Origin of the sequence: Streptococcus timonensis, assembly GCF_900095845.1 — a bacterium.
In the GTDB taxonomy this organism is placed as follows: domain Bacteria; phylum Bacillota; class Bacilli; order Lactobacillales; family Streptococcaceae; genus Streptococcus; species Streptococcus timonensis.
Genome location: NZ_FMIX01000004.1, coordinates 437,694 through 461,975, shown reverse-complemented (window position 1 = coordinate 461,975; position 24,282 = coordinate 437,694). Strand labels below are relative to the sequence as shown.

27 protein-coding genes are annotated in these 24,282 nt (G+C 38.1%); 1 reads left to right on the top strand and 26 read right to left on the bottom strand.

The features are described 5' to 3' along the window. Window positions 1–110: 110 nt before the first annotated feature. The 3 genes from murB to budA form a co-directional block, all read right to left on the bottom strand. A complete protein-coding gene (murB, locus tag BQ2679_RS05470; protein ID WP_075567121.1) occupies window positions 111–1,016 on the bottom strand; it encodes a UDP-N-acetylmuramate dehydrogenase in 906 nt (301 codons plus the stop codon). A gap of 115 nt (window positions 1,017–1,131) precedes the next feature. After that, on the bottom strand, window positions 1,132–1,884 hold the full coding sequence (locus BQ2679_RS05465) for a YhfC family glutamic-type intramembrane protease (protein ID WP_075567117.1): 753 nt from the start codon (window positions 1,882–1,884) through the stop codon (window positions 1,132–1,134). A gap of 18 nt (window positions 1,885–1,902) precedes the next feature. After that, window positions 1,903–2,622, bottom strand: coding sequence for an acetolactate decarboxylase (budA, locus tag BQ2679_RS05460; RefSeq protein WP_075567114.1), 720 nt, complete (start codon window positions 2,620–2,622; stop codon window positions 1,903–1,905). A 140-nt stretch (window positions 2,623–2,762) separates the two neighbouring features. On the opposite strand from budA, the gene BQ2679_RS05455 reads away from it, so the two are divergent. Beyond that, window positions 2,763–4,037, top strand: a complete 1,275-nt coding sequence (locus BQ2679_RS05455) for an aminotransferase-like domain-containing protein (protein WP_075567107.1) — start codon at window positions 2,763–2,765, stop codon at window positions 4,035–4,037. 17 nt (window positions 4,038–4,054) lie between these two features. On the opposite strand, the gene BQ2679_RS05450 is transcribed toward BQ2679_RS05455, so the two are convergent. From BQ2679_RS05450 to BQ2679_RS05340, 23 genes are all read right to left on the bottom strand, one after another. Then, on the bottom strand, window positions 4,055–4,867 hold the full coding sequence (locus tag BQ2679_RS05450; RefSeq protein WP_075567105.1) for an ABC transporter substrate-binding protein: 813 nt from the start codon (window positions 4,865–4,867) through the stop codon (window positions 4,055–4,057). 119 nt (window positions 4,868–4,986) lie between these two features. Continuing rightward, a complete protein-coding gene (locus BQ2679_RS05445) occupies window positions 4,987–5,454 on the bottom strand; it encodes an NUDIX hydrolase (RefSeq protein WP_075567102.1) in 468 nt (155 codons plus the stop codon). Between the two features lie 92 nt (window positions 5,455–5,546). After that, a complete protein-coding gene (phoU, locus tag BQ2679_RS05440) occupies window positions 5,547–6,200 on the bottom strand; it encodes a phosphate signaling complex protein PhoU (RefSeq protein ID WP_075567099.1) in 654 nt (217 codons plus the stop codon). A gap of 11 nt (window positions 6,201–6,211) precedes the next feature. Continuing rightward, window positions 6,212–6,970 carry a phosphate ABC transporter ATP-binding protein PstB gene (pstB, locus tag BQ2679_RS05435; protein ID WP_075567095.1) on the bottom strand — a complete coding sequence of 253 codons (759 nt, stop codon included), beginning with the start codon at window positions 6,968–6,970 and terminating at the stop codon, window positions 6,212–6,214. Between the two features lie 12 nt (window positions 6,971–6,982). Beyond that, window positions 6,983–7,786: a phosphate ABC transporter ATP-binding protein PstB gene (gene pstB / locus BQ2679_RS05430; protein WP_049495489.1), complete on the bottom strand. Its 804-nt coding sequence runs from the start codon at window positions 7,784–7,786 to the stop codon at window positions 6,983–6,985. Window positions 7,787–7,796: 10 nt separating this feature from the next. Continuing rightward, a complete protein-coding gene (gene pstA / locus BQ2679_RS05425) occupies window positions 7,797–8,681 on the bottom strand; it encodes a phosphate ABC transporter permease PstA (RefSeq protein ID WP_075567093.1) in 885 nt (294 codons plus the stop codon). Next, window positions 8,671–9,588 carry a phosphate ABC transporter permease subunit PstC gene (gene pstC, locus BQ2679_RS05420; RefSeq protein ID WP_075567085.1) on the bottom strand — a complete coding sequence of 306 codons (918 nt, stop codon included), beginning with the start codon at window positions 9,586–9,588 and terminating at the stop codon, window positions 8,671–8,673. The genes pstA and pstC overlap by 11 nt, the downstream gene beginning before the upstream one ends. Beyond that, window positions 9,588–10,466, bottom strand: a complete 879-nt coding sequence (locus BQ2679_RS05415) for a phosphate ABC transporter substrate-binding protein PstS (RefSeq protein ID WP_075567082.1) — start codon at window positions 10,464–10,466, stop codon at window positions 9,588–9,590. Before BQ2679_RS05415 ends, pstC begins: the two co-directional genes overlap by 1 nt. A gap of 116 nt (window positions 10,467–10,582) precedes the next feature. Next, window positions 10,583–11,887 carry an RsmF rRNA methyltransferase first C-terminal domain-containing protein gene (locus tag BQ2679_RS05410; protein WP_075567080.1) on the bottom strand — a complete coding sequence of 435 codons (1,305 nt, stop codon included), beginning with the start codon at window positions 11,885–11,887 and terminating at the stop codon, window positions 10,583–10,585. After that, window positions 11,888–12,658 carry an inositol monophosphatase family protein gene (locus BQ2679_RS05405; protein ID WP_075567078.1) on the bottom strand — a complete coding sequence of 257 codons (771 nt, stop codon included), beginning with the start codon at window positions 12,656–12,658 and terminating at the stop codon, window positions 11,888–11,890. It abuts the gene before it with no gap. Continuing rightward, window positions 12,648–12,926, bottom strand: a complete 279-nt coding sequence (locus tag BQ2679_RS05400; protein WP_075567075.1) for a UPF0223 family protein — start codon at window positions 12,924–12,926, stop codon at window positions 12,648–12,650. Before BQ2679_RS05400 ends, BQ2679_RS05405 begins: the two co-directional genes overlap by 11 nt. Next, window positions 12,927–13,328, bottom strand: a complete 402-nt coding sequence (locus BQ2679_RS05395; RefSeq protein ID WP_075567073.1) for a Spx/MgsR family RNA polymerase-binding regulatory protein — start codon at window positions 13,326–13,328, stop codon at window positions 12,927–12,929. A gap of 202 nt (window positions 13,329–13,530) precedes the next feature. Next, a complete protein-coding gene (locus BQ2679_RS05390; protein ID WP_075567071.1) occupies window positions 13,531–14,151 on the bottom strand; it encodes a TIGR01906 family membrane protein in 621 nt (206 codons plus the stop codon). After that, the gene (locus BQ2679_RS05385; protein WP_075567069.1) at window positions 14,141–14,914 is read right to left on the bottom strand and encodes a TIGR01457 family HAD-type hydrolase; all 774 of its coding nucleotides are present in this window, start codon (window positions 14,912–14,914) and stop codon (window positions 14,141–14,143) included. Before BQ2679_RS05385 ends, BQ2679_RS05390 begins: the two co-directional genes overlap by 11 nt. A gap of 2 nt (window positions 14,915–14,916) precedes the next feature. Then, window positions 14,917–15,648, bottom strand: coding sequence for an acyl-[acyl-carrier-protein] thioesterase (locus tag BQ2679_RS05380; RefSeq protein WP_075567067.1), 732 nt, complete (start codon window positions 15,646–15,648; stop codon window positions 14,917–14,919). 4 nt (window positions 15,649–15,652) lie between these two features. Further along, window positions 15,653–16,783 (bottom strand): radical SAM family heme chaperone HemW, encoded by a 1,131-nt coding sequence (gene hemW / locus BQ2679_RS05375; RefSeq protein WP_075568057.1) that lies wholly within the window; start codon window positions 16,781–16,783, stop codon window positions 15,653–15,655. A gap of 85 nt (window positions 16,784–16,868) precedes the next feature. Next, entirely contained in the window at window positions 16,869–17,264 is a 396-nt protein-coding gene (locus BQ2679_RS05370) for a YtxH domain-containing protein (RefSeq protein WP_075567065.1), read from the bottom strand. Between the two features lie 15 nt (window positions 17,265–17,279). Then, entirely contained in the window at window positions 17,280–17,663 is a 384-nt protein-coding gene (locus BQ2679_RS05365) for a DUF948 domain-containing protein (RefSeq protein WP_075567063.1), read from the bottom strand. Window position 17,664: 1 nt separating this feature from the next. After that, window positions 17,665–18,453: a prolipoprotein diacylglyceryl transferase gene (gene lgt / locus BQ2679_RS05360; protein ID WP_075567061.1), complete on the bottom strand. Its 789-nt coding sequence runs from the start codon at window positions 18,451–18,453 to the stop codon at window positions 17,665–17,667. After that, window positions 18,446–19,381 (bottom strand): HPr(Ser) kinase/phosphatase, encoded by a 936-nt coding sequence (gene hprK / locus BQ2679_RS05355; protein ID WP_075567059.1) that lies wholly within the window; start codon window positions 19,379–19,381, stop codon window positions 18,446–18,448. The genes lgt and hprK overlap by 8 nt, the downstream gene beginning before the upstream one ends. A gap of 131 nt (window positions 19,382–19,512) precedes the next feature. After that, on the bottom strand, window positions 19,513–19,689 hold the full coding sequence (gene rpsU / locus BQ2679_RS05350) for a 30S ribosomal protein S21 (RefSeq protein WP_000048054.1): 177 nt from the start codon (window positions 19,687–19,689) through the stop codon (window positions 19,513–19,515). A gap of 228 nt (window positions 19,690–19,917) precedes the next feature. After that, window positions 19,918–23,148, bottom strand: coding sequence for a Spy0128 family protein (locus BQ2679_RS05345; RefSeq protein ID WP_244491699.1), 3,231 nt, complete (start codon window positions 23,146–23,148; stop codon window positions 19,918–19,920). 303 nt (window positions 23,149–23,451) lie between these two features. Then, window positions 23,452–24,156: a glucosamine-6-phosphate deaminase gene (locus BQ2679_RS05340; protein ID WP_075567057.1), complete on the bottom strand. Its 705-nt coding sequence runs from the start codon at window positions 24,154–24,156 to the stop codon at window positions 23,452–23,454. Window positions 24,157–24,282 lie beyond the last annotated feature (126 nt).

The following is a 24,282-nucleotide window of genomic DNA, read 5'->3' as shown; positions in this document are numbered from 1 at the left end:
TAAATTAACAGATTGGGACCTTGTAAAATGCTAGCAATGACTGTAAGGAATTGACCCAAACCATATCTAGCGATAAAATCCCAATCTTTTAATGCTATGTAAAAATAATGTTATTCGTGTTCACCCAAGATACGAACTTCTCGCTCTAAGGTAACACCTGAATGTTCTTTAACTTTTTCAATGACAGTCTCAATTAAGTCTTCATAATCTCGAGCTGTCCCATCGGCTACATTAATCATAAAGCCCGCATGTTTTTCCGAGACTTCGACACCACCGATACGGTAGCCCTTCAAACCAGCTTCTGAAATCAATTGTCCTGCAAAATGCCCGACTGGACGTTTAAAGACAGAACCACATGATGGATATTCCAAAGGTTGTTTGAGTTCTCGAAGGTGGGTCAAACGTTCCATTTCTTGATTAATAGTCTCATAATTCCCTGGAGATAGTGCAAATTTAGCTGATAAGACTACTGCTCCAGAATCTTGAATAGCTGAATGACGATAACCAAAGGCTAGATCCTTAGCTGATAAGGTTTCAATTTCCCCATCTTTGGTCAATACTTTGCAAGACTGCAAAATATTAGAAATCTCTCCACCATAGGCGCCAGCATTCATAAATACAGCACCACCGATGCTTCCGGGAATGCCACAGGCAAACTCAAAACCAGTCAAGCTATGTCGAAGAGCTATACGAGTGGTCTCAATCAGGTTAGCACCTGCTTCTGCTTCAATGGTATAACCATCTACAGAAACATTGTTGAGTTTGTCACACATAATGACAAAGCCACGAATTCCGCCTTCTCGGACGATAATATTACTGGCATTTCCAAGAACCATCCATGAGATATTTTCTTGATTAGCGAACTTAACCACACGGGCCATCTCATAATGATTGCTAGGAAAAGCTAAGTAATCTGCCTTCCCTCCCACTTTCGTATAGGTGTAGGTTTTGAGTGGTTCGTTAAAACGAATATCAATACCTTCTAAGGTTTCTTTTAATTTATCTAGTACTGTCATATCTCTCATCCTTTTATAAAATACATTCTATTATACCATTTTTAGGAGCATTTTTCGATGATTAGTTTATCTTTTTAAAAAGCTCACAGAAAAAAGAGGCTAAGCCTCTTTGATATTAGTCTTTTTTGCAAAATATTGATTTTGTTAGGAAGATAAATCCCACAACTTCTACTGCCAGTAATCCTTCTACAATAAGTGGATTAGAAATCCAGCCAACTTGCGATAGGGCAGGAGCCAAATCAAATAAAGCATGTAAAGCGTAGGCTGCTAGTAGATAAATCCATTTCTTTTGACGAACAGCTTGATAAACCCAAACAGTCAAACAAACTTGGATCATCATAGCGAGGATTCTCTCAAGTCCCAAGAGGTAAACTTGCCAAGGAGCTAGGGTCCGAATGGTTTCCAGCATATTCTGTGTCAAGAGTTCTAAAACCTTAGGGTTTTGAGATTGGACAGCTGAAAATAGGATAAAGAGATTTATTAGGCTAGCAATTCCAACATAAAGTAATTCTAATCCACCGTGACCAAGACCATAGGCAAGGGCATCCGAAACTTCTAATTTTCTTTTCTTCTCCAACCATTTAAAGAAGATAAAGCGAGCTGTTTCTTCAAATAGAGCAGCCATTGCAATTCCATAAATTACATAGATAATCGGATGCTCTGTCATTAGAGCAATTGTTCCATCCCTTTGCGGGCGAAGAACAAGAAGATGAACAATCTTCTCCAAGACCTGTGCCGATACGAAAAAGGCAATCGCTCCTAATCCTAAAACTGATAGATTAATCTTATATTTCTTTCTCGCAAACCAAATAGCTGCAATCAGAAAAATGATTAAAGCAATCATCGTTGCTATAATATGTCCATTCATATTTCTCTTCCTCTTCCTTTACTCTGACTGTTCAATATCTCTTTTCATCTCATCTACATCGAACTTTGCAAAAAGATACTTACGATCTTGAACTGGGAAACGTTGATCTAATTGATCAACAGCTCCTAATTCTACAATCCCTTCCTCGATGACAAAGTCCATCACATGACCACCAAATGTTAGGTCATCGGAAATGAAGTGCAAATGGTAACCTGCGACACTAACCCCATGAAAAATTTCTGGGGTCCAGAAGCCAACAATAGTTCCAGACACATTTTCACGACGATACTCTGGTTGATGAGTCGCAACCTCTGCAAACTTTCTTTCAGATGTTGACTTGGGAATCATACGTACATGCATATGCTTGAAATCCCCATGAATCTTGATGGAACGAAATAGATTTTCCCCATCATAATAGGACTCAATTCTTTCTTCTAATTCCTGGTCAGTCATTTCAAAGCGCTGGCGGAAAATAACTTCAGCCTGATGGGGAACAACTGCCGCATAAGGAATCAAGGCATCAGGAGAGACTTCAACAATCTCTGGTTTTTCCCCTGACCCCTTGGCTTGATAAGCCTTTCCATCCAAGACAATCAGCTCGCCATCTATAGAGTCAAGAGTACCTATTCCTAAATCACCATGTTGAAGTAATTCACCTACTGTCAGACTTCCTCCATAAAGTCCAGCCATCAGTGCTCCTAAAGTATTGTATTGAAATAATTTTACTGGTTCACGCACCTTAGTATCCCATTCTTTCCAATGTTTTTACTTTCTAAGTATATCATAAATTTTCTTAGATTTGAATGGGTGACTGTTTCTCAACATTGCCAAACGTTCTAAAAAAAGGTACAATGTAACAAAATCAAGAGAGGTCATGGATGAAGAAACTAAGTAAGTATGAACAAGTTGTTGACTATCTAAAAGATGGGATCGAATCAGGAAAGTTTCCCACAGGCAGTCGCCTGCCCTCAATCCGTTCAATCAGTCAAGACTTCCATTGTAGTAAAGACACTGTCCAAAGAGCTCTTTTGGAACTAAGATACGAAAAGTACATCTACTCAAAACCACAAAGTGGCTATTATGTCTTGGAACAACAAAGCAGTCATGAAGATTTGGAAATACTAGTCAATGATGAGCACTTGGGTGCTTATGACGACTTTCGTCTTTGTGTCAATGAAACTTTAATCGGTCGTGAAAACTACCTCTACAACTATTATGAACACCAAGAAGGGTTAGAAGAGTTACGCCAGTCTGTTCAAAAACTACTCTTTGAGCAAGCTATATACAGTAAACCAGACCAATTGGTTCTTACATCAGGAACACAACAGGCTCTCTTTATCCTCTCCCAAATAGATTTCTCAAGTCAGGCACAGGAAATTCTGGTTGAGCAACCAACCTACCATCGAATGAATCAGCTTTTGCTTGCTCAAAATCTCCCCTATCAAACCATTGAACGACGGATTGACGGGATTGATTTAAATGAACTAGAGCAGCATTTTAAAACAGGTAATATTAAATTTTTCTACACCATTCCACGGTTTCACTATCCTTTAGGGCATTCCTATTCTGAACAAGAAAAACGAGCTATTCTTGACTTAGCAGCCAAGTATCAGATTTATATCGTCGAAGATGACTACCTGGGAGACCTAGATCCTAAAATGGGGCAAACCTTTCATTACCTTGACCAGAATGGTTTAGTCATCTATATCAAATCCTTTTCTACCAGCCTTTTTCCTGCTCTTCGCATAACTGCCATCATTCTTCCAAATGCTATCAAAAAAGACTTTGTGTCCTATAAAAATATCCTTGACTATGATAATAATCTCATTATGCAAAAGGCCTTGTCTCTCTATATTGATAGTCAATTATTCGAAAAAAATAGACTAGCTAGGCTAGTCCTTCAAGAAAAGAATCAAGCTCAGATTCAAAAACTTGTAAATAGCTATCCTATCAACCTTCCAAGCTATCCTCTCCACGATGGACTCTTACTTGATTTGAGACAGTATTCTAAAATTGCCAGCCTCAAACATAGTCCTCTAGATCTTGACTTCTTTGAGTCCTCCTATTTGGGAACTTGTCCATATCAATTCGTAAAAGTACCGCTTGAATTGATTCAAGCAACTCTTAAATATTTAAAAACAGAGCTGGACTAGTGTCCAACTCTGTTATTTTATTGTTCTACTTCTGTTAATTTAGCAGCTTTTTCAAGATAAGTTTGATAGGTTCCTTCATCTTTTAGTTTTTGGATGACCTTATCGACAACCTGTTTTAAGTCTTCATTCCCTTTCCTTATCGCTACTGCATTGGCCTCCCCCTCATTCATGGTTAAAGACACATTTGCTACTTGTAAGTCTGAGTTTTTTGTTGCATAACTAAGGGCTACTGGTTCATCCATGTGAACTGCATCGACTTTTCCAGATTGGAGTTCGTTGACTGCTTCACCCATATTACTTAAAGATACCAATTTGGCCTCTGGGAGTTGTTCTTTGACCATAGATTCAGGAACAGTTCCTTTTTGGGCAGCAATATTGGCACTTGCTAAAGAATTCAGATCCTTGTATTTATCTAAATCTCCTTTTCTAATAAGAAAACTTGCCTTATTTTCGTAGTAAGGAATTGAAAAGTCAAAGACTTCCTTTCTTTCATCGGTAGCGCTAATACCTGCAATAGCCAAATCAGCCTTACCAGTATGAAGACTGGTCAAGACATTATCAAAACTCATAGTCGAGATTACTAGTTTTACACCAAGTTCATCCGCAATTGCTTGAGCCATATCAATATCTGCTCCAACAACTTGGTTTCTTCCATCTAACAGGGCTTGAAACTCAAAGGGAGCATAGTCAGGGCTAGTTGCTACTACTAATTTTCCTTTTTGCTTTATAGTTTGGAGAGCAGATTGGGAGTTGGAACTAGAAGATTGACAAGCCACTAAGAAGAAACTTGCTATCAAAGTCGAAATTAGTAAAAACCATTTCTTATACATAAATAAACACCTTTTTCTCGTATTTTTGTATAATTATAATCTATCCGAAAATACTTGTCAATATTTTTCTTACATTTTCATAAAATATATTTACAAAATAAAGAAATTCAATGCTTATTTTATCTATCTATTGGGTACTTATTTTCAAAAAAATCATTTATCATATCTTGATGTTGCTGGTTTACAATTGTGATATTTTGTATGTCCCTGTGATCAAACAACCCTAATTCTAAAGTTTCGTCACTCGTAAAAACATTTGTAGAGATCGAAGTTTCAGATGTAACTAAATACAACATTGTAATAACTTGTGCCTCATCACCATTTGGATAACTATCTGAATATTTTGTATAAACATTTAAGATTTTTTCCACTGTCACTTTCACTCCAGTTTCTTCATAAAACTCTCGCTCTAATGCTTCTACAGCCGATTCACCTAATTCAATAGCACCACCTGGTAAACCCCAAGTTCCTTTGTCTGCTCGTTTTTGTAATAATATTTTTCCTGATTGACTTAAAATTCCACACGTAAAATTTAAAATAATTTTATCTTTTCCAACTTTTTTTCTTATACTCTGTATATAGTTCATTATTCACCTCTGACAAAGTAAACTATCGATACAATGAAAGCTTACTATATTAAAAAGTAAGCTTTCACAATAATTTTTATCATCTAAATATTTTACAATTCTACAATCTTACCTGTTTCAAAGTAAACGACCCATTCACAGATATTTTTAGCATAGTCTCCGATACGCTCCAAGTAAGAAATTACTTGGAAGTATTCACGACCTGTAATGATAGCTTCTGGGTTTTTCTTGATTTCTAAAGTAGCAAGATCCCGGATGTGCTCAAAGTATTGGTTAATTTTTTCATCTAATGAAGCAACTTCATAGGCCTTATCAACTGATCCGTTAAGGTAGAGTTCAAGTGTTGTTTCTACAAAATCTTTCACATCACGTCCCATGTTTTTAATTTCTTCTTCTACTTCTGGGATACGTTCTTCACCCTTCATACGAATAGTTGCTTCAGCGATAGATACAGCGTGGTCTCCCATACGCTCCAAGTCAGAAACAGCTTTTAGAACGGTTAAAACTGTACGCAGGTCTTGTGAAACTGGCTGTTGAAGGGCAATAATTTCAAATGATTTCTTTTCAAGTTTCAATTCATATTCATTGACATCTGCGTCTTTTTCGATAACTTCCTTTGCTAAGTCACGGTCATGGGTGACAAAGGCACGTACTGTACGATTGATTTGGGAAAGAACTTCTTGTCCCATAGCGTAGAATTGGTTGTGCAATTTCTCTAAATCTTCTTCAAATTGAGATCGTAACATCTTTTCTCTCCTTATCCAAATTTACCTGAAATATAGTCCTCAGTTTCCTTATGTTGAGGGTAGAGGAACATTTCCTTGGTATCGTTAAATTCAATCAAATCTCCATTGAGGAAAAAGCCTGTTTTATCAGAGATTCGAGATGCTTGTTGCATGGAACGAGTAACCAATAGCATGGTGTACTTGTCCTTGAGACTATATAGGGTTTCTTCGATTTTCCCAGCAGAGATAGGATCTAAAGCTGAGGTTGGCTCATCCAAGAGAATAATCTTTGGACTAGTTGCCAAAACACGGGCGACACAGACACGTTGCTGCTGTCCACCAGACAGACCAATTGCAGAATCATGCAAGCGGTCCTTGACCTCATCCCAGATAGAAGCACCTTGCAAAGCTTTCTCTACAGCTTCATCCAAGACTTGCTTGTCTTTCTCTCCATTAATCCTTAGTCCATAAACAACATTTTCGTAGATGGACATTGGGAATGGATTAGGTTGTTGGAAAACCATTCCGATTTCCTTACGTAATTCAACCGTATCGGTACGTGGGCTATAAATATTGTGACCATTATAAACCACTGAACCAGTAGTGGTCACCTCTGGATTTAAATCTCCCATACGATTGATAGCCTTGAGCAGGGTTGATTTTCCTGATCCTGATGGACCTATAAGAGCTGTAATTTCCTTGGGTTGGAAAGATAAGGAAACACCATTCAAAGCCTTCTTTTTATTGTAATAAACAGACAGGTCTTTGACCTGTAAAATCGGTTCTGTCATACTGTTTCCTTTCTATCCAAAGTGTCCAGTTACATAGTCATTGGTAGACTGTAGCTTCGCATTTTGGAAAATGTTTGACGTTTTATCGTACTCAATTAAATCACCTAAGTAGAAAAATCCAGTATAGTCACTTGCACGCGCAGCCTGTTGCATGCTATGGGTCACGATGATGATGGTAAAGTCCTTCTTCAACTCCAACATGGTTTCTTCAAGCTGGGCTGTCGCAATAGGGTCCAAGGCTGATGCCGGCTCATCCATTAAGAGGATGTCTGGTTTTACAGAAATAGCTCGAGCGATACAGAGACGTTGCTGTTGACCACCTGAAAGCGTCAAGGCTGACTTATGAAGGTCGTCTTTGACCTGATCCCAGAGGGCAGCCTGGCGAAGTGAGGTTTCTACAATTTCATCAAGAACTTTCTTGTCCTTAACTCCTGCACGTTCATGTGCAAAGGTGATGTTGCGGTAGATTGATTTAGCAAATGGATTTGGACGTTGGAAAACCATTCCGATATGTTTACGCATTTCATAAACATTGATTTCAGGACGGTTAACGTCAATTCCTTGATAGAGGATTTGGCCTGTAACCTTAGCAATATCAATGGTATCATTCATACGGTTGAGACTGCGTAGGTAGGTTGATTTCCCAGAACCTGACGGTCCGATCAAGGCTGTAATTTTATTTTTTTCGAATTGCATATCCACGCCCTTGATGGATTCATTCTTACCGTAGTAAACATGTAAATCCTTAGTAGAGAGGGCCACTTTTTCTTCTGGAAAAGTAATGATATGCCTTTCATCCCAATTATATTTTGACATGGCTTCTCCTTTAGGCAGCGGTTAATTTCTTATGTAGATAGCTTCCGAGTTTACGTGCTCCGAAGTTAAAGATCAAGATAAAGATGAGGAGCACCGCTGCAGAACCTGCTGAAACTAAAGTTCCATCAGGAATAGTTCCTTCACTGTTGACTTTCCAGATATGAACAGCCAAGGTTTCTGCTTGACGGAAGATTGAGATTGGACTACTTACGCTGAGAACATTCCAGTTAGACCAGTCCAGAGCTGGTGCAGATTGACCTGCTGTATAGATAAGGGCTGCAGCTTCACCAAAGATACGACCTGATGCAAGCACGATCCCCGTTACAATACCGGGAAGAGCTTCAGGAATCACGACATGAAGGACTGTTTCCCAACGAGAGATTCCAAGTGCTAAACCAGCTTCACGTTGCGTATGGTGAACGTGTTTCAAACTATCTTCAACATTACGAGTCATCTGAGGTAGGTTAAAGACGGTCAAAGCCAAGGCGCCTGAAATAATCGAAAATCCATACTCAAACTGGACTACAAAGATGAGGTAACCAAAGAGTCCTACAACGACAGATGGTAGCGAAGACAAGATTTCAATACAGGTACGGACAAAATTTGTAATCCGACCTTTTTTAGTATACTCTGCTAGGAAAATTCCAGCTCCCATTGATAGAGGTACTGAGATAAATAAGGTAATCACCAAAAGGAAAAAGGAATTATAGAGCTGAATCCCAATACCACCACCTGCTTGATATGAGGATGATTTTCCTGTCAAGAATGACCAAGAAACATGAGGTAAGCCTCGAACCAAGATATAAAGAATCAAGGAAGCTAGAATGGTCACAATGATTCCTGCGATGGTGTAGAGGACAGCTGTTGCAAGTTTATCTAATTTCTTAGCGTGCATAGTTTTTCGTTCCTCTCTCTTTTGTAATCAATTTAATAACACTGTTAAAGGCCAGACTCATCAAAAGCAATACTAAGGCCAGTGACCAAAGAACATTATTATCAACTGTTCCCATGACAGTATTTCCGATTCCCATGGTCAAAACGGATGTCAGAGTCGCTGCTGGTGTCGTCAATGAAGTTGGGATAACTGCTGAGTTACCGACAACCATTTGAATCGCAAGGGCCTCACCAAAGGCACGAGCCATTCCGAAAACTACTGCCGTAAAAATACCTGAACGAGCAGCCTTCAAGGTTACACGCCAGATAGTTTGCCAGCGAGTTGCTCCCATAGCCAAACTAGCTTCACGATAGTGACGAGGCACGGCACGTAGGCTATCTGTAGTCATGAAGGTAACAGTTGGCAAGATCATAACGAAAAGAACAAAAATTCCTGACAAGATTCCAAACCCTGTTCCACCAAAGACACTACGTACAAATGGTACGACGACCTGCAATCCGATAAATCCATAAACTACTGAAGGAATCCCAACTAGGAGTTCGATAGCCGGTTGCAGAATCTTGGCTCCTTTTGGAGACACCTCTGTCATAAAGACTGCTGCACCAATGGCAAATGGTGTTGCAATAAGAGCTGACAGGATGGTAACAATAAAGGATCCTAAAATCATTGGAAGGGCACCAAATTGTTTACCAGACGGATTCCAAGTTGCACCAAAAAGAAAATCAAAGATATTCACACCATTAACAAAGAAGGTTGACAAGCCTTTTTGGGCTACAAAGATCAAAATCATTGCAACAATGATAACAATCAAAGATAGGCAGGCAAAGGTTAGTCCTTTTCCTAATTTCTCAAGACGAGAATTTTTTGAAGGAGAGAGCAATTTTTTTGATAATTCTTCTTGATTCATTATTGGCTCCCTTCTAGCGCTGTCACAGTACCTACAGCATCTTTTTCGACCTTCATTTCCTTAACAGAAATATAGCCCATTCCTTTAACAATTCCATTCTGCGCTTCGTCTGAAAGGACAAAGTTTAGGAATTCGGCAACCAATTCATTTGGCTCACCAAGTGTATACATATGTTCATAAGACCACAAGGGCCAATTGTTGGTTGTAACGTTTTCTGAGATTGGCTCATAACCATTGAGTTTGATAGTCGCTACTGAGTCATCAACATAGGCGAAGGCTAGGTAAGAAATAGCACCCGGTGTTTGAGAAACAATTGATTTAACCATACCGTTTGAATCCTGTTCCTGACTTTGTATTGCTGATTTTCCATCCATAATCACGCTGTCAAAGGTAGCACGAGAACCTGAGCTAGCAGCACGGTTGATAATAGAAATAGCTAAATCCTTACCACCAACTTCCTTCCAGTTGGTAATTTCACCTGTAAAAATTTTGCGAAGTTGTTCTGTCGTAAGATTATCAACATCTACTTCTTTGTTGATGATAACAGCTATACCCGCAACAGCTACCTTGTGGTCAACTAAGGCAGAGGCATCGATCCCGTCTTTTTCCTCGGCAAATACATCTGAGTTTCCGACATCTACTGCTCCTGATTGAACTTGAGACAGACCCGTACCAGAACCACCTCCTTGAACATTGACTGTTTTTCCGATATTTCTTGAGCCAAACTCATCTGCGGCAGCTTCAACTAGAGGTTGGAGGGCAGTTGACCCAACAGCAGTCATAGACTCCCCACGATCAATCCAACTAGCGCATCCCGCTAGCGACCCAGCAAGCAAAAGAGTTGCAAGAGATAGGGCAAGCTTTTTTCTTTTTTTCACTATTTGTCTCCTTGAAAATAATGGTGAATAGATTGGAAGATTTGAATATTTTCATGTATTTTACAAAATCATCCTTACTTCCACTATAACATAGAATACTAGCTTTGACTAGTTTTTTACCTGAATCGCAAGCCCTTAGGGAAATAGTTTTTCAGGGTATTCCCAGTTACTTTAGCAAATCCTAAACCATTTCCTTGAACTAGGACTTGATACCAGCCATTTTGTAGACTTTCACCTAGCTGAATCGTTTCACCAGCCACATATTTGACAAAGTCTTCTTGACTGATAACAACGGACTGCTTAACTTGACTTGGTTTTAAAGCTAAACCAAGAGCAAAGCTAGGTTCAAAGCGCTTCTTCTTGAAAGTTCCTAGATGAAGTCCATTACGAGCGATTTTGAGCTTACTCAAGTCTGGTAATTCGCTTGGCAAAATATATAGTTGGTCACCAAAAACTTGTAGGACACCGGTCAGTTTTTCTTTTAAATGATTTTTCTCAAAATCTTGCCACAAACTCAACTGTTCACGACTGAGATTCGTCTTCGAAGGCTTGAACTTCCCAGTCTTATTTTGTCCCTTAAACTGAAGATGAGCAACAAACTGACCTTCTCCCTTAAAGAGATGAGGGTACATCCGAGCTGTTTCAGGTAAGTCAATCCCAGGAGTCATTCCATTGATGTGTTGGATTGGAATCAATTCAAAATCGTAGTTACCTATGAGCCAGTTAATGATTTCTTCGTTTTCTTCTGGAGCCCAAGTACAAGTAGAATAGACAAGTTGACCTCCTTCAGCCAACATTGTAACTGCATCTTCTAAAATCTCACGTTGTAAACTAGCGCACTGACTAGGATAATCGACACTCCAATAATCCATAGCGTCAGGTTGTTTACGAAACATCCCTTCTCCTGAGCAAGGTGCATCTAGAACAATCAGGTCAAAATAACCTTTAAAGACCTTGGCTAAACGTTCTGCAGATTCATTGGTCACAACGACATTAGTTGCACCAAAGCGTTCCATATTTTCCACTAAGATTTTGGCGCGCTTGTTTGAAATTTCGTTAGAAACTAAAATACCATCACCTGCTAAGTAAGCAGCTAATTGAGTTGATTTGCCGCCCGGCGCTGCTGCCAGATCTAATACTTTCATTCTAGGACATGGCTGGGCTACCTGAGCTACCATTTGAGCAGCTGGCTCCTGAGAATAAACCAAGCCTGTCACATGTTCAGGAGATTTCCCAGATACTTTTCCATAGTAGCCCCAAGGTGTGTTAGGAATAGGGGCAGAGAAAGTGCCTTGAGCTTCTTTTAAGGGATTGATACGAAAGGCGGAAACTGCATCATCATCAAAAGAGGCAAGAAAAGCTCTTGCCTCATCTCCAAGTATTTCTTCATATTTTTTTACAAATCCTTCTGGAAAGTTCATTTATGGTTTCCTTTCGTAAATATAGGATCGAATTTCTGATAACATTTCTATTGGAACCATCATGACTGGTTGGCAAGTCTGAAAATCAGGTTCTTCCCCAGAGAGAGTAATAACTTGATATCCGAGATTTTTACCCAAGATACTTGCAGCTGCGTAATCCCAAGGTTGCAGATAAGTAATATAGGTCAACAACTGACCAGATAAAATTTTCGAGAAACTGATAGCGGCACTTCCATAAACTCGTACTCCAAGTGAGGCATTTCCTAAATCAGCCACACCCCAAGCATTCGTTTCTAACATCCCTGCATTAATGGCCACTAGAAAATCACTTAAAGGTTTGGTTTTAAAAGGAGGCAAGAGTTCATTATTACAATAAGCTGGAAATACACCTCCACCATGGTAACAAACATCTTTCATGACATCGTAAATAATACCGAATTGTCCTTGACCATTTTCGAAATAAGCTACCATGATAGCGAAATCTTCAGCTTGGGCAACAAAATTATTGGTTCCATCAATAGGATCAATGACCCAAACAGAACCTTGATCAACAGGAGTTTTTAAGTCTCCTTCTTCTGCACAGAACAAATCATTTGGATAGCGCGAGCGAATCTTATCAATCAGGAGAGTCTGTACTTCATTATCCAACTTGGTCACCAAATCTGTCGGAGAAGATTTTCTCTCTATATGAAGGTCGTCTTTCATATGTTTTCGGATATAGCTCGCAGCCTCTCTGACAATTTCTTTAGCAAAGGCAAATTTATTTTCCAAGTGAAATCATCCCTTCCCCTTTTTCTTTAGCCATTTGAACTGCTCGATAGAAAGAATAGCCACTGGCTGTTTCAAATTCCCGTCCCAAACGTTTTTCTTCACTCTTACTTGGAACTACTATCTTAAATTCTTTATAAGAATCTAATAATTTTTTTGCTTCTATCTTTCCTTCATAGGCAACTTCAACATCATTAAAAAAAGAAAGCACTGAAGCAAGTTCTTCAGTGCTCCACGAAAAATCTAGTGGGTAACTATATTGTTTATTCATCTAATTTATACCAGCTCTCAAGGTAGCTTCCTTCAGTTCTTGTTTTCGATAACTTCTTGAAAGAAAAGCTCGGATTTCGTCCTCATTAAAACCGATTTGCATCCGTTTGTCATCTATGATAATTGGACGACGCAAAAGACTCGGGTACTGCTCGATTAAACGAAGCAATTCCGATACTGAGATACTATCCACATCAATATTCAATTTTTGAAAAATCTTTGAACGAGTTGAAATAATGTCATCAGTACCGTTTTCGGTCAAGGAAAGAATATGTTGTAACTCTTTTCTTGTTAAAGGACTAGTCATAATATTGTGCTCTTGGAAAGGCACCTTATGATTATGAAGCCAAGCCTTTGCCTTACGGCATGATGTACAACTCGGTGATAAAAATAGTGTAATCATGCTTTTCTCTTCTTTGCATACTTTTCTGATTTTATTATACAACAAATTTAAGCGCTTGACTAGTTATTTCCATAAAAAAAGCCTATTTTTATTTAAAAATAGACACTCTTTATAGATATATACTAGTTATGATTGTTCCTTTATTTAAGCGTATACATTTTTCAAATAGAAATCTTCATTTACCATAAACTTTTATATTAATTTATAACCTTCTCCTACTTTTAAAGTAAAAAAGTCCAAATAAAATTTCATAAGTAACAAAAAAGAGTATAAAACAGTGCAGGAAAAAATCCTCTGGTAGGATGAGAATGACTGGATCTTTAGCGGGATCAAAAAGCCAGGTATCATCACCTACAAATAGAATCTGATGAAACAAGGTAAAGAATTGTTCAAAACCAATGAAGACGCCAACTAAACCAAGAACCAAAGGTAAAGACAGCATAATCAAGAGACCTCTGCGATATAGAGACAGAAAACCCTTCTGAATGACTTGCTTCCAAAAAAGGTAGAAAATCGGTAGAGTTACGATTGCTACTCCTTGCGCTAGGTGAAAGAGTCCCTTTACAACCACAAAATGATGTAAACCTGATTCAGACGAAGGGAAATCTGGCATTTCCAATACTGGATTGAAAGGATTGGTTAAATAATCCATTAGGATATGAAAATTATACTGAATAATGTCTGATTTCAGATGAACTCGATTTGTTAGATTTAACCAAGAAATCTCAAAAGGGTATAAAATCCAAGCAAGATAAATGGTTACTAAGATAGCAAGTGACAGTAGAAAAAGCAGGCTTGCTCCAAAAATTAGTTTAGTTCTCATCGAAATTCCACTCCGCTAAGCTTGATAGAACATGAGTAGGTGCAATAGGAAGATTTGGCACTTCTTCAGCTTTTGTAAACCCAGTAGTTACTAACAAAGTTGGAATTCCATTATCAATACCAGCTCGGATATCTGTCAGATAATTATCCCCTACCATGAGCAAGTCTTCACGTGCAAGTCCTAAACGCTCAACTGCTTTTTCCATAATAATTGAATTTGGTTTTCCAATATAAACAGGCTTAACTCGAGTCGCCGCTTCTAACAAAGTAATGAATGAACCAGCGCCAGGTAATAGTCCTCGCTCGGTTGGTATGTTTAAATCAGGATTGGTCCCAATAAAGTGAGCACCTTTTTGAATTGCAAGTGTTGCAGTAGCTAACTTTTCGTAGTCTACTTGCCAGTCCAAACCTACAACCACATAGGCAGGGTTTTCTTTATCTTCAAGATAGCCTGCTACTTGAATAGCTTCTTTTAAACCCGCTTCACCAATTACATAAACACTCTTTTCAAGTCCTAGATCATTCATATAATCAATTGTTGCAAGTGTTGCAGTATAAATAGTTGAAACTGGAGTATCAATATCAAACTGCTTGGCCAACATTTCCTGAACACTTTCAGGTGTGCGAGTTGTATTGTTAGTAACAAAAAGGTAGGGAATAGCACGCTTTTGCAACTCATGAACAAAAGCTTCTCCTTCAGGGATGCGGTCTTTACCCTTATAAATTGTTCCGTCTAAATCGATTAAATAACCTTTATAAGTCATTTTCACCCCTTCTTAGTCCATTCGATAATAGCTTTTGCGTTTATTGCTCCATCACTAACCACCTGGTGATTACTTGTAAGTCCATCCAGACTATAACTAGATGAGATCATTCCTCCTGGTTTTACCTCTTTGACATATTTGAGATTGATTTTTTTAGGGATATGTTCCATCAAAAACTCAGAACCCATCACTTCAAAAATCCAGTCCAAGTACTTACTGTTATTGACATGCCCATTCATATCTAAATCATAAAAGCGAACATGATAATCCTTACTTGATGGATTTTCCAAATCAAGATATTTAGGTCCACGGATAATTTTTTTCGAAAACTCAGATTGATATGGAGCAACCATCTCCGCTTCCACATTGTGTACCTTTCGACTATCTCGATCCATAAGAGCAAAAGTAGCCAGCATTTGAATAATAGCTTGACCAGATTCATCGTAGATAGTAAAACGACGGTAGCAAAAGAGTCTATTGAAACTCAAGGCTTCTGTCTCAATTGTAATTTCCTCTGCAAAACGAGGAAGTCTAATAACGTCAATATCATACTCCGTAATAATCCAGACCAAATTATAACGCTCTAGTATATCCTTATCACTGACACCTAGTTGAGCTGACTGGCTTCCAGATACTTGCAAAGACAGCAAGATAATATCTGGTAATTTGATATGTCCATTGATATCTGACATATCAAAAGGGATTTTGGTTTTCATTTGATAAGTTAAGCCCATAATTCTACTCCAATATAAATCTTTCTGCTACTGTATCTCCTAAAAAGAGACCCTTTTTTGTCATTCGTATTTGCTGATCTTCTATTTGTAAAAGACCTTGATGACACAAATCTCTTACAACTTGACCATATATATTTTCAAAAGATGTACCAAATTTTTCTTCGAATCTTGCTTTTGAAACTCCTGTCTTCTTGCGAAGTCCAAGAAACATCTCTTCTTCCATTTGTTCCCTTAGACTTAGATGTTCTTCATGGATGCGAGCATTTCCCTCTTCTACTGCCTTCAAATAATGGCGGATTGGACCATGGTTTTTATATCGAACACCGTTTACATAGCCAGACGCACCTGCACCTATACCATAATACTCAGCATTATCCCAGTACATAAGATTGTGACGACTTTCAAAACCTGGTTTTGAAAAATTTGAAATTTCGTAATGCTCAAAACCAGCACGCTCTAATTCAGCAATGATATATTCGAACATTTCAGCTTCTACTTCTTCTTTAGGAAGTGGTAATTTCCCACGACGCATACGATTCATAAAGACCGTATGGTTTTCCAAAATTAAGCTATAGAGACTCATGTGGGGAATGTCCAAAGCGATGGCCTTGGCAACATTGTCTTTTACTTGCTCCATGGTTTGACCTGGAAGAGCGTAGATCAAGTCAATGGAAATGTTATCAAACCCTGCTAACTTTAGACGATCAATGTTTTCATAGATATCTTTCTCCAAGTGACTTCGACCAATTTTCTTCAGCATTTTATCATCAAATGTTTGCACACCCAACGAAACACGATTGACAGCCGAATTCTTTAAAACTGCAATCTTATCCTCATCCAAATCACCAGGATTAGCCTCAATGGTTAATTCTTCTAAGACTGACAAATCTAAGTTTTTAGTCAATCCATCCAGAAGCACCTCTAACTGTGGCGCAGACAAGGCTGTCGGTGTCCCTCCCCCAATATAGAGAGTACGCAACTTCTGAATGTCATAAGAATGAAATTCTTGCAGTAGATGTTCTAGATAGCTATCTACCGGTTGATTTTTAATAAAGACCTTTGAAAAGTCACAATAATAACAGATTTGTGTGCAAAATGGAATGTGCACATAAGCTGATGTTGGTTTCTTCTGCATATTATTTATTATACCACAAAGACTTGCCTCAAGAAAAAAATCACCATCTTCGACTCTAAGGGAATCAAAAATGGTGATTTCTATTTTAATCTTCTTCGATTTCAATAATGATTTCTTGACCGTCTTCTGGGGCTTCAACAACTACTTTTTCTTCCAATTGTTCCTTGAGACTATTCAAGGTCTCTTTTGAAACTTCAGTGGCTTGTTGAGCTAAAGATTTAGATTTTTCAAGAACTGAATCCAAAGTAATTTCGCCTGATTCTACTTGTTCTTTTGTCTTTAGAACAAAATCTCTGGTTTGTTCTTTAACTTCTGTCAATTTTTCAAGAGCTTGTTCCTTAGCATATTCTGGATCTTCTCTTAAATCGTCAATAAAGTCTTGCGCTTGGCTTTTAACTTGTTTACCTTTGTCACTTGTTAAGAACAAGGCAACTGCAACACCAGAAACGGTTCCTAAAAGGATTGATGATAATTTTCCCATGAGCTTACTCCTTTATTATTTTTTGAAAAACTTACTTGCGACACGAATAGCTGATAGGCCAGCGCTAGTCTTTAAAGTTTTTGAACCAGCTGATGAAGCTTTTTTACTTAAGACACGTGCCTGTTGGTTTAAATCTGATACAGATACTGATAAATCAGCTACTGCAGTAAAAAGTGGATCAATAGTGGCAATTTTGACATTGACATCATCTGCAAGGACATTTACCTTTGCAAGTAGTTCATTTGTATGGTGAAGAGTAACATCTACATCAGAAGTTAAAGTGTTCAAAGTCTTTTCAGCCTGGTCAGCAACTCTCCCAAATTTTTGAACAGTTAAGGTTAAGTAAACCAAGAAAACAATCAAAACAATAGCAACAATAATATAAAACGTTTCTAACATGTTAATTCTCCTTTTTTATGTTATAAAATGGTGCTTTTTTTCGTTTCTGATAGAAAATAATATAAATACCTAATGCGATTAGGATAGCTGATAACCATTGCGAAACACGAAGTCCAAAGAACATCAAACTATCTGTGCGCATTCCTTCAATAATCATACGGCCAAATCCATACCAAATCAGATAAAAAGCTGTGATATGACCACGACGAATACCATTTAATCGGCGTCTAAAAATAACAATTAAACTAAAACCAATAAGGTTCCAAATAGATTCGTACAGGAAGGTTGGTTGTCGATATGAGCCATCAATATACATTTGATTTTTAATGAAACTAGGCAAGTAGTCAAGACTCTCTACAACTGCGCCATAAGCTTCTTGGTTAAAGAAATTTCCCCAACGTCCAAGACTCTGGGCAATCAAGACACTTGGTGCTGCAATATCTAGGAAGTCCCATGTATTAATCAGCTTTCGATCCGCAAAGATGTATAGAACAATAGCACCTGTAATTAAACCACCATAAATAGCGAGACCACCATTCCATATAGCAAAGATTTCTCCAATATGTTGACTATAATAGTCAAACTTAAAGATGACATAGTAGAGTCTTGCACCAATAATGGACAGAGGAAAGGCTACTAGTATAAAGTCAATAATATCATCAGATAAAATTTTCTTTTTGGGTGCTTCTCTCATTGCAAGAAGAACTGCTAGAATTAATCCAGATACAATGCAGATAGCATACCAGCGAACAGCAAAGGGGCCAATTTGAAAAGCTATTGGATCAATCATTTCGCACCTCATTTTGAGCAATTAGATTTGTTAAACGTTCTTCAAAAAGACGAGTTGCATCAAAGCCCATTTCCTTAGCACGATAATTCATTGCAGCCGCTTCTATTACTACTGAAATATTACGTCCTGTTTTAACAGGAATGCGAATACGTGGTACAGTTACACCAGAAATCTCTAGTTCTTCAGGATTATTTCCCAATCTGTCAAATTCCTTATCTATACCATAATTTTCAAGGTAAACAGCAAGTTGAACTTGTGAAGAATCTTTAACAGCACTAGCACCGTAAAGGCTCATAACATCGATAATACCAACTCCTCGGATTTCCAACAAATGTTTTAAGACTTCAGCCGGCTCACCCCATAGTGTCATTTCATCTTTAGCATAGATATCAACACGGTCATCAGCAACTAGTCGATGGCCTCTCTTTACCAATTCAAGACCTGTTTCACTTTTACCGATACCACTATCTCCTTGGATGAGTACTCCCATACCATAGATATCCATTAAGACTCCATGTACACTAGTTCTCTCAGCCAATCTAGAATCCAGATAACTAGATAGTTGTCCTGACAGACGGCTGGTTGAAGTACGACTCGTCAAAATTGCCACTCCACATTCTCTAGCAGCCTTTAACATTTCTTCAGGAACTACCAAACCACGAGCAACGATGACAGCAGGTGTTTCTGATAGAAACATCTTCTTCAAAACTTGATAACGGTTCTTGGAGGGCATTGTGACCAGATAGGACCACTCCTTCATCCCCAAAAGTTGAATTCGTTCTGGAGTATAGTAATCAAAATAGCCTGTCATTTCAAGACCAGGTCTCGTAATGTCTGCAGTGATGATTTCTTTTTCAAGCACTTCACCTTCACCGTAGACAATGTCTAGTCTGAGCTTTTCAATTACTTCTCTTACTAAAACCGACATAACATCCTCCTTAAATCGAGTTCTCCCTACTATTATATCAGATTGTAGTCAGATGTTTCTAATTTTAACTGATTTTCCACCATTTATTTAAAATTGAAAAAAGGCTAGATAAATCTAGCCTTTCACTTCAATTAGAATTTTTTACGTTTACGAGCTGCTTCTGATTTACGTTTACGTTTTACAGAAGGTTTTTCATAGAATTCACGTTTGCGTGTTTCTTGAAGAGTACCAGCTTTAGTAACCGCACGTTTGAAACGACGAAGTGCATCGTCAAGAGATTCATTCTTACGTACTACTGTTTTAGACATTTTTTTCACTCCCTTCAAGTTCAAGATCTATTCTATTTTACATGGATAAGAGTTATTTGTCAAGACTAAAATGCTTTATTCCATTAATTTTCACTATTAATTTCAGACTTGCTTTTACTAGTTTTAATAGAAAGCAGTTTATCTATTAAGAAGATTCTTTCACATTCATTAAATTGAAAAGAGAGCCTTTCGGCTCTCTTTAAGATTGTGTAGATTTTCTAAAAATTATTATTTAGTAAATTTACGTTTCATAACAACAGTTCCTGACATGATTACCACACCTGCCAATACAAGTACGGCACCAGTAGCTTCACCAGTAAATGGAAGACTTGATCCCTCTTCTGTTGTAGTTGTTGAACGAGAACCACTTGCATCTCCTCCTGGGTTACCTGGAGTTGTTGTTGTAGTTGTTGTACGTTCTGGTGTTGTACGTTCTGGTGTTGTTGTAGGACGTTCTGGTGTTGTTGTAGGTCCTTCAGTTGTTGGAGCTTCAGTTGTTGGAGCTTCAGTTGTTGTTGGAGCCTCTGTTGTTGTTGGGGCTTCAGTTGTTGTTGGAGCCTCTGTTGTTGTAGTTGTTTCGCCTGAAGCATCTCCTTGGTTATTTGGAGCTACAGTTGTTGTTGGAGCCTCTGTTGTTGTTGGGGCTTCAGTTGTTGTTGGAGCTTCAGTTGTTGTTGGAGCTTCAGTTGTTGTTGGGGCTTCAGTTGTTGTTGGCGCTTCAGTTGTTGTTGGAGCTTCAGTTGTTGTTGGAGCTTCAGTTGTTGTTGGAGCCTCTGTTGTTGTTGGAGCCTCAGTTGTTGTTGGGGCTTCAGTTGTTGTTGGAGCTTCAGTTGTTGTTGGAGCTTCAGTTGTTGTTGGGGCTTCAGTCGTTGTTGGAGCCTCTGTTGTTGTTGGAGCCTCTGTTGTTGTTGGAGCCTCTGTTGTTGTTGGAGCCTCTGTTGTTGTTGGAGCCTCTGTTGTTGTTGGAGCCTCTGTTGTTGTTGGAGCCTCAGTTGTTGTTGGAGCTTCAGTTGTTGTTGGAGCTTCAGTTGTTGTTGGAGCTTCAGTTGTTGTTGGAGCTTCAGTTGTTGTTGGAGCTTCAGTTGTTGTTGGAGCCTCTGTTGTTGTTGGAGCTTCAGTTGTTGTTGGAGCTTCAGTTGTTGTTGGAGCTTCAGTTGTTGTTGGAGCCTCTGTTGTTGTTGGAGCTTCAGTTGTTGTTGGAGCCTCTGTTGTTGTTGGAGCTTCAGTTGTTGTTGGAGCTTCAGTTGTTGTTGGAGCTTCAGTTGTTGTTGGAGCTTCAGTTGTTGTTGGAGCTTCAGTTGTTGTTGGAGCTTCAGTTGTTGTTGGAGCCTCTGTTGTTGTAGTGTAAGTGTTTGTAAACTTACGAGCTTCATCTGCTTCTGTAACAGTAGCTACGAGTTTACCTTCACCGTTATCTACAACTTTAACATGAACTGTGTAGCTTTCTTTAGAGTATGTAACTCCTTCTGCTGTACCAGCTTTTTCTGTAATTGTATATTCGTGGTCTCCAGCTTCAGTGTAAAGAACTGAGAAGACTACTTCATTTGTTGCTGCTTCAACACCATTGACTGTCTTACCATTTGAAGACGTTGCAATGACGTTACCACCTTCGCTCAATTCAAACTCAAATTGTTCGTTAGCAAGTTCTTTACCAACCAATTCTTTTGTTGCTTTGAATGTAGCACGAGCTGGTGATGGCTCATATGTGTTTGTTAAAGTAGGTGTTTGAGTTGTAACCTCAGCTTTAAGTGTTCCACCTTCAGCTTTAACAACGACTGTTACTTCGTATGAATTTTCATCAAATGTGATACCTGGAACTTTTGTTTCAGTATTTTCTTTGATGACATAGTTGTAGGTACCAGGACCTTTAGCTTTCAAACCTTCAAATGTGATGCTTCCATCTGCTTTGTTTGTTGTTGAAGCAATTGGAGTAGTCAAGTTGTTTGCATTGTACAAATCAAACTTGAACTCACCATCTTTCAAGGCTACTGGACGATTTCCAGCAATTACTTTCTTAGCAGTAATTGAGAAATCTGCTGCGATTGGTTCGTCTTGAAGGTTAATCTTAGAACCTTCAGCTCCAAGAACTACCTTGTATTCTTTTTCATCAAGAGTATATCCAGCAGGAGCTGTTTTCTCTTTGATGATGAATGTCTTACCGACATATTTTTGATCAAACTCATCAGAGATTGCCACACCTTTTTCATTTGTAGTCAATTCTGTAGAGATAGTTCCGTCTTCTGACTTCACTGTATAAACAGCGCCTGCAACTGGAACCAATGTGAAGGCATTTGTCTTGTTGATCTTAATCTTGAAAGCTGTAGAAGCTTCGATTTGTCCTTTTACAAGAGATACACGTTCAGCTTTAAAATCTAAGTTTGTACGATTACTACGTTGAGTAAGTGCAGTTCCATCTGCTTTAGTCAACTGGATAACGTTTTGAACTTTTCTACCATCACCAGGTGTAGTTGTATGGTACTCAACCCAGTATGCTTTAGATCCATCTGCAAAGATAAGGTTGAACTGAGTATAGTTCTCATTCCAAGCTACAGTATAGTCAGTACCTTCTACCATCTTCTTAGCATCAGCCGGAACTTGAGAAGTACCATCGTTCAATGTGGCAGAAGAATAAACTACCAATGACTCTGGGATATACTGGATAGGAGCAAACTCAGCTGAGTTTGGAAGGAAGTCATTAAGAACTAGGTTTTTACCATAGTCTTGTTTTCCTGTATTAACACGGATTCTCCATGGAGAGTATACGTCTCCTTTACCTACTGAACCGATAGCTGCTAACTTTTCTGAAGTCCATTCTTTACTTACTACGTCGTTACCAACCTTAGCATAGTTTTCGAAACCTTCTTGCTTGCTGTCAACTGTTTTAGAAGTAAAGCTATGTGTGATTGTTTTACCAACACCTTTGTTTTCGAAAGTGATTGGTGTTGCTGTTTGGTCACTCTTGAATAAGAACTGAATAGCGTAGTTTCCTTTTACGCCCTTAACGATATCCCCACCTGTTTTAGCTTGGAACTCATCAAGGTTCTTCAAAGTAACACGTGCCTTACCACCTTGGTTATCACCATTGGCAGTAACAACTACTGTACCGATATTTACTTTTGTTTCCTTATCGTACAATTCAGTTGTTCCATTATAGACAGTTACTGGTGTAGGAATATCTACATCAAAGTAATCGCCATTGGTCAATTTTCCATCATATTTCTTGAGGTCAAATTGAACAAAGAACTGATTTGAACGATTGGTAATAATCTGATAAGTACCGTCACTATTCGGTTCCAATTTGGAATCCGACATATTGAGGACACTTATATCAGTTACTACACCCGTTAATTCTTTCCCATCCGCATAAGCGACATTGGTCGATAAGAACAATGCACTCAGGAAGGTCAGAACTGATACAAAAAATATTAAAAACGGCTTTTTCTTTAACTTTTTCACCATTAAATATTTCCTTCTTTCCCTATTTTTTTAAATATATTGAATTATTAAATAATCCAAGATAATAGTACTATATTTCGATTTAAAAGTCAATGAAATCGAAAACAAAAAGCCGATAATTTAATATATTTTTGCTATAATTTTATCTTTTTTAAGTTTTTAGATTTTTTCCTTTTATAGCGTACATTTTTTATAAAAATATGATATATGAAAAAGTTTGATAAATCAAATTTATGATATCCTGAATTTAAAAAGCTATTCAAAAAATTTTGAATAGCTTCCTATTATATAGTCAATAAATTTTTATTACTTTAATAAGCTAAGTGCTTCAGCATCTGCGATAATAATAACATCATCATGGTTCTGAAGGCTACTTGCTGGAAGGCTTTCAGTAACGGGGCCTTCAACAGTTCCAGCGATAGCTTCTGCTTTTGACTCACCGTAGGCAAAGAGAAGAATAGACTTGGCATCTAGGATGTTTTTGATTCCCATTGAAATAGCTTGGGTAGGTACATCTTCGATTTTATCAAAGAATCGAGCATTTGCTTCAATTGTAGATTGATCTAAATCAACTAGGTGTGTCTGGCTGTCAAATGGTGTGCCAGGTTCATTAAATCCAATATGGCCATTGCGACCAATTCCCAATATCTGCAAATCTACAGGATGGTCTGCAAGAATTTGATTGTAACGTTCTACTTCTTCTTCTGCATTATCTTTGACACCACGAGGTAAAAAGCTTTCCTTAAATGGCTTTTTATTAAATAGATTTTCTTGCATAAAGTAACGATAAGATTGAGGATTCTCTCCATCAAGTCCTACATATTCGTCCAAGTTAACACTAGTAAGATTTGAAAAATCAAGGTCACTCTTAACGATTTCTCCATAAAACTCAAGCGGACTGCTACCTGTCGCAAGTCCTAGTGTTTTAGCACCATTTTCTAATTTTTCTTTCAAAATATCAAAGGCAACTTTCCCACCTTCAATTGGATTATCCACTTGAATAATTTTCATAATCAATTCCTCCGTTTTGCTTTCTTTTATTATATGGTATAGACCAATTTTTGTCAAGTGAAAACGGTTTATTTTTTTTAGAAGAGATTATATTTACTTGAATCCATAATGAAATAGAAAGAATGA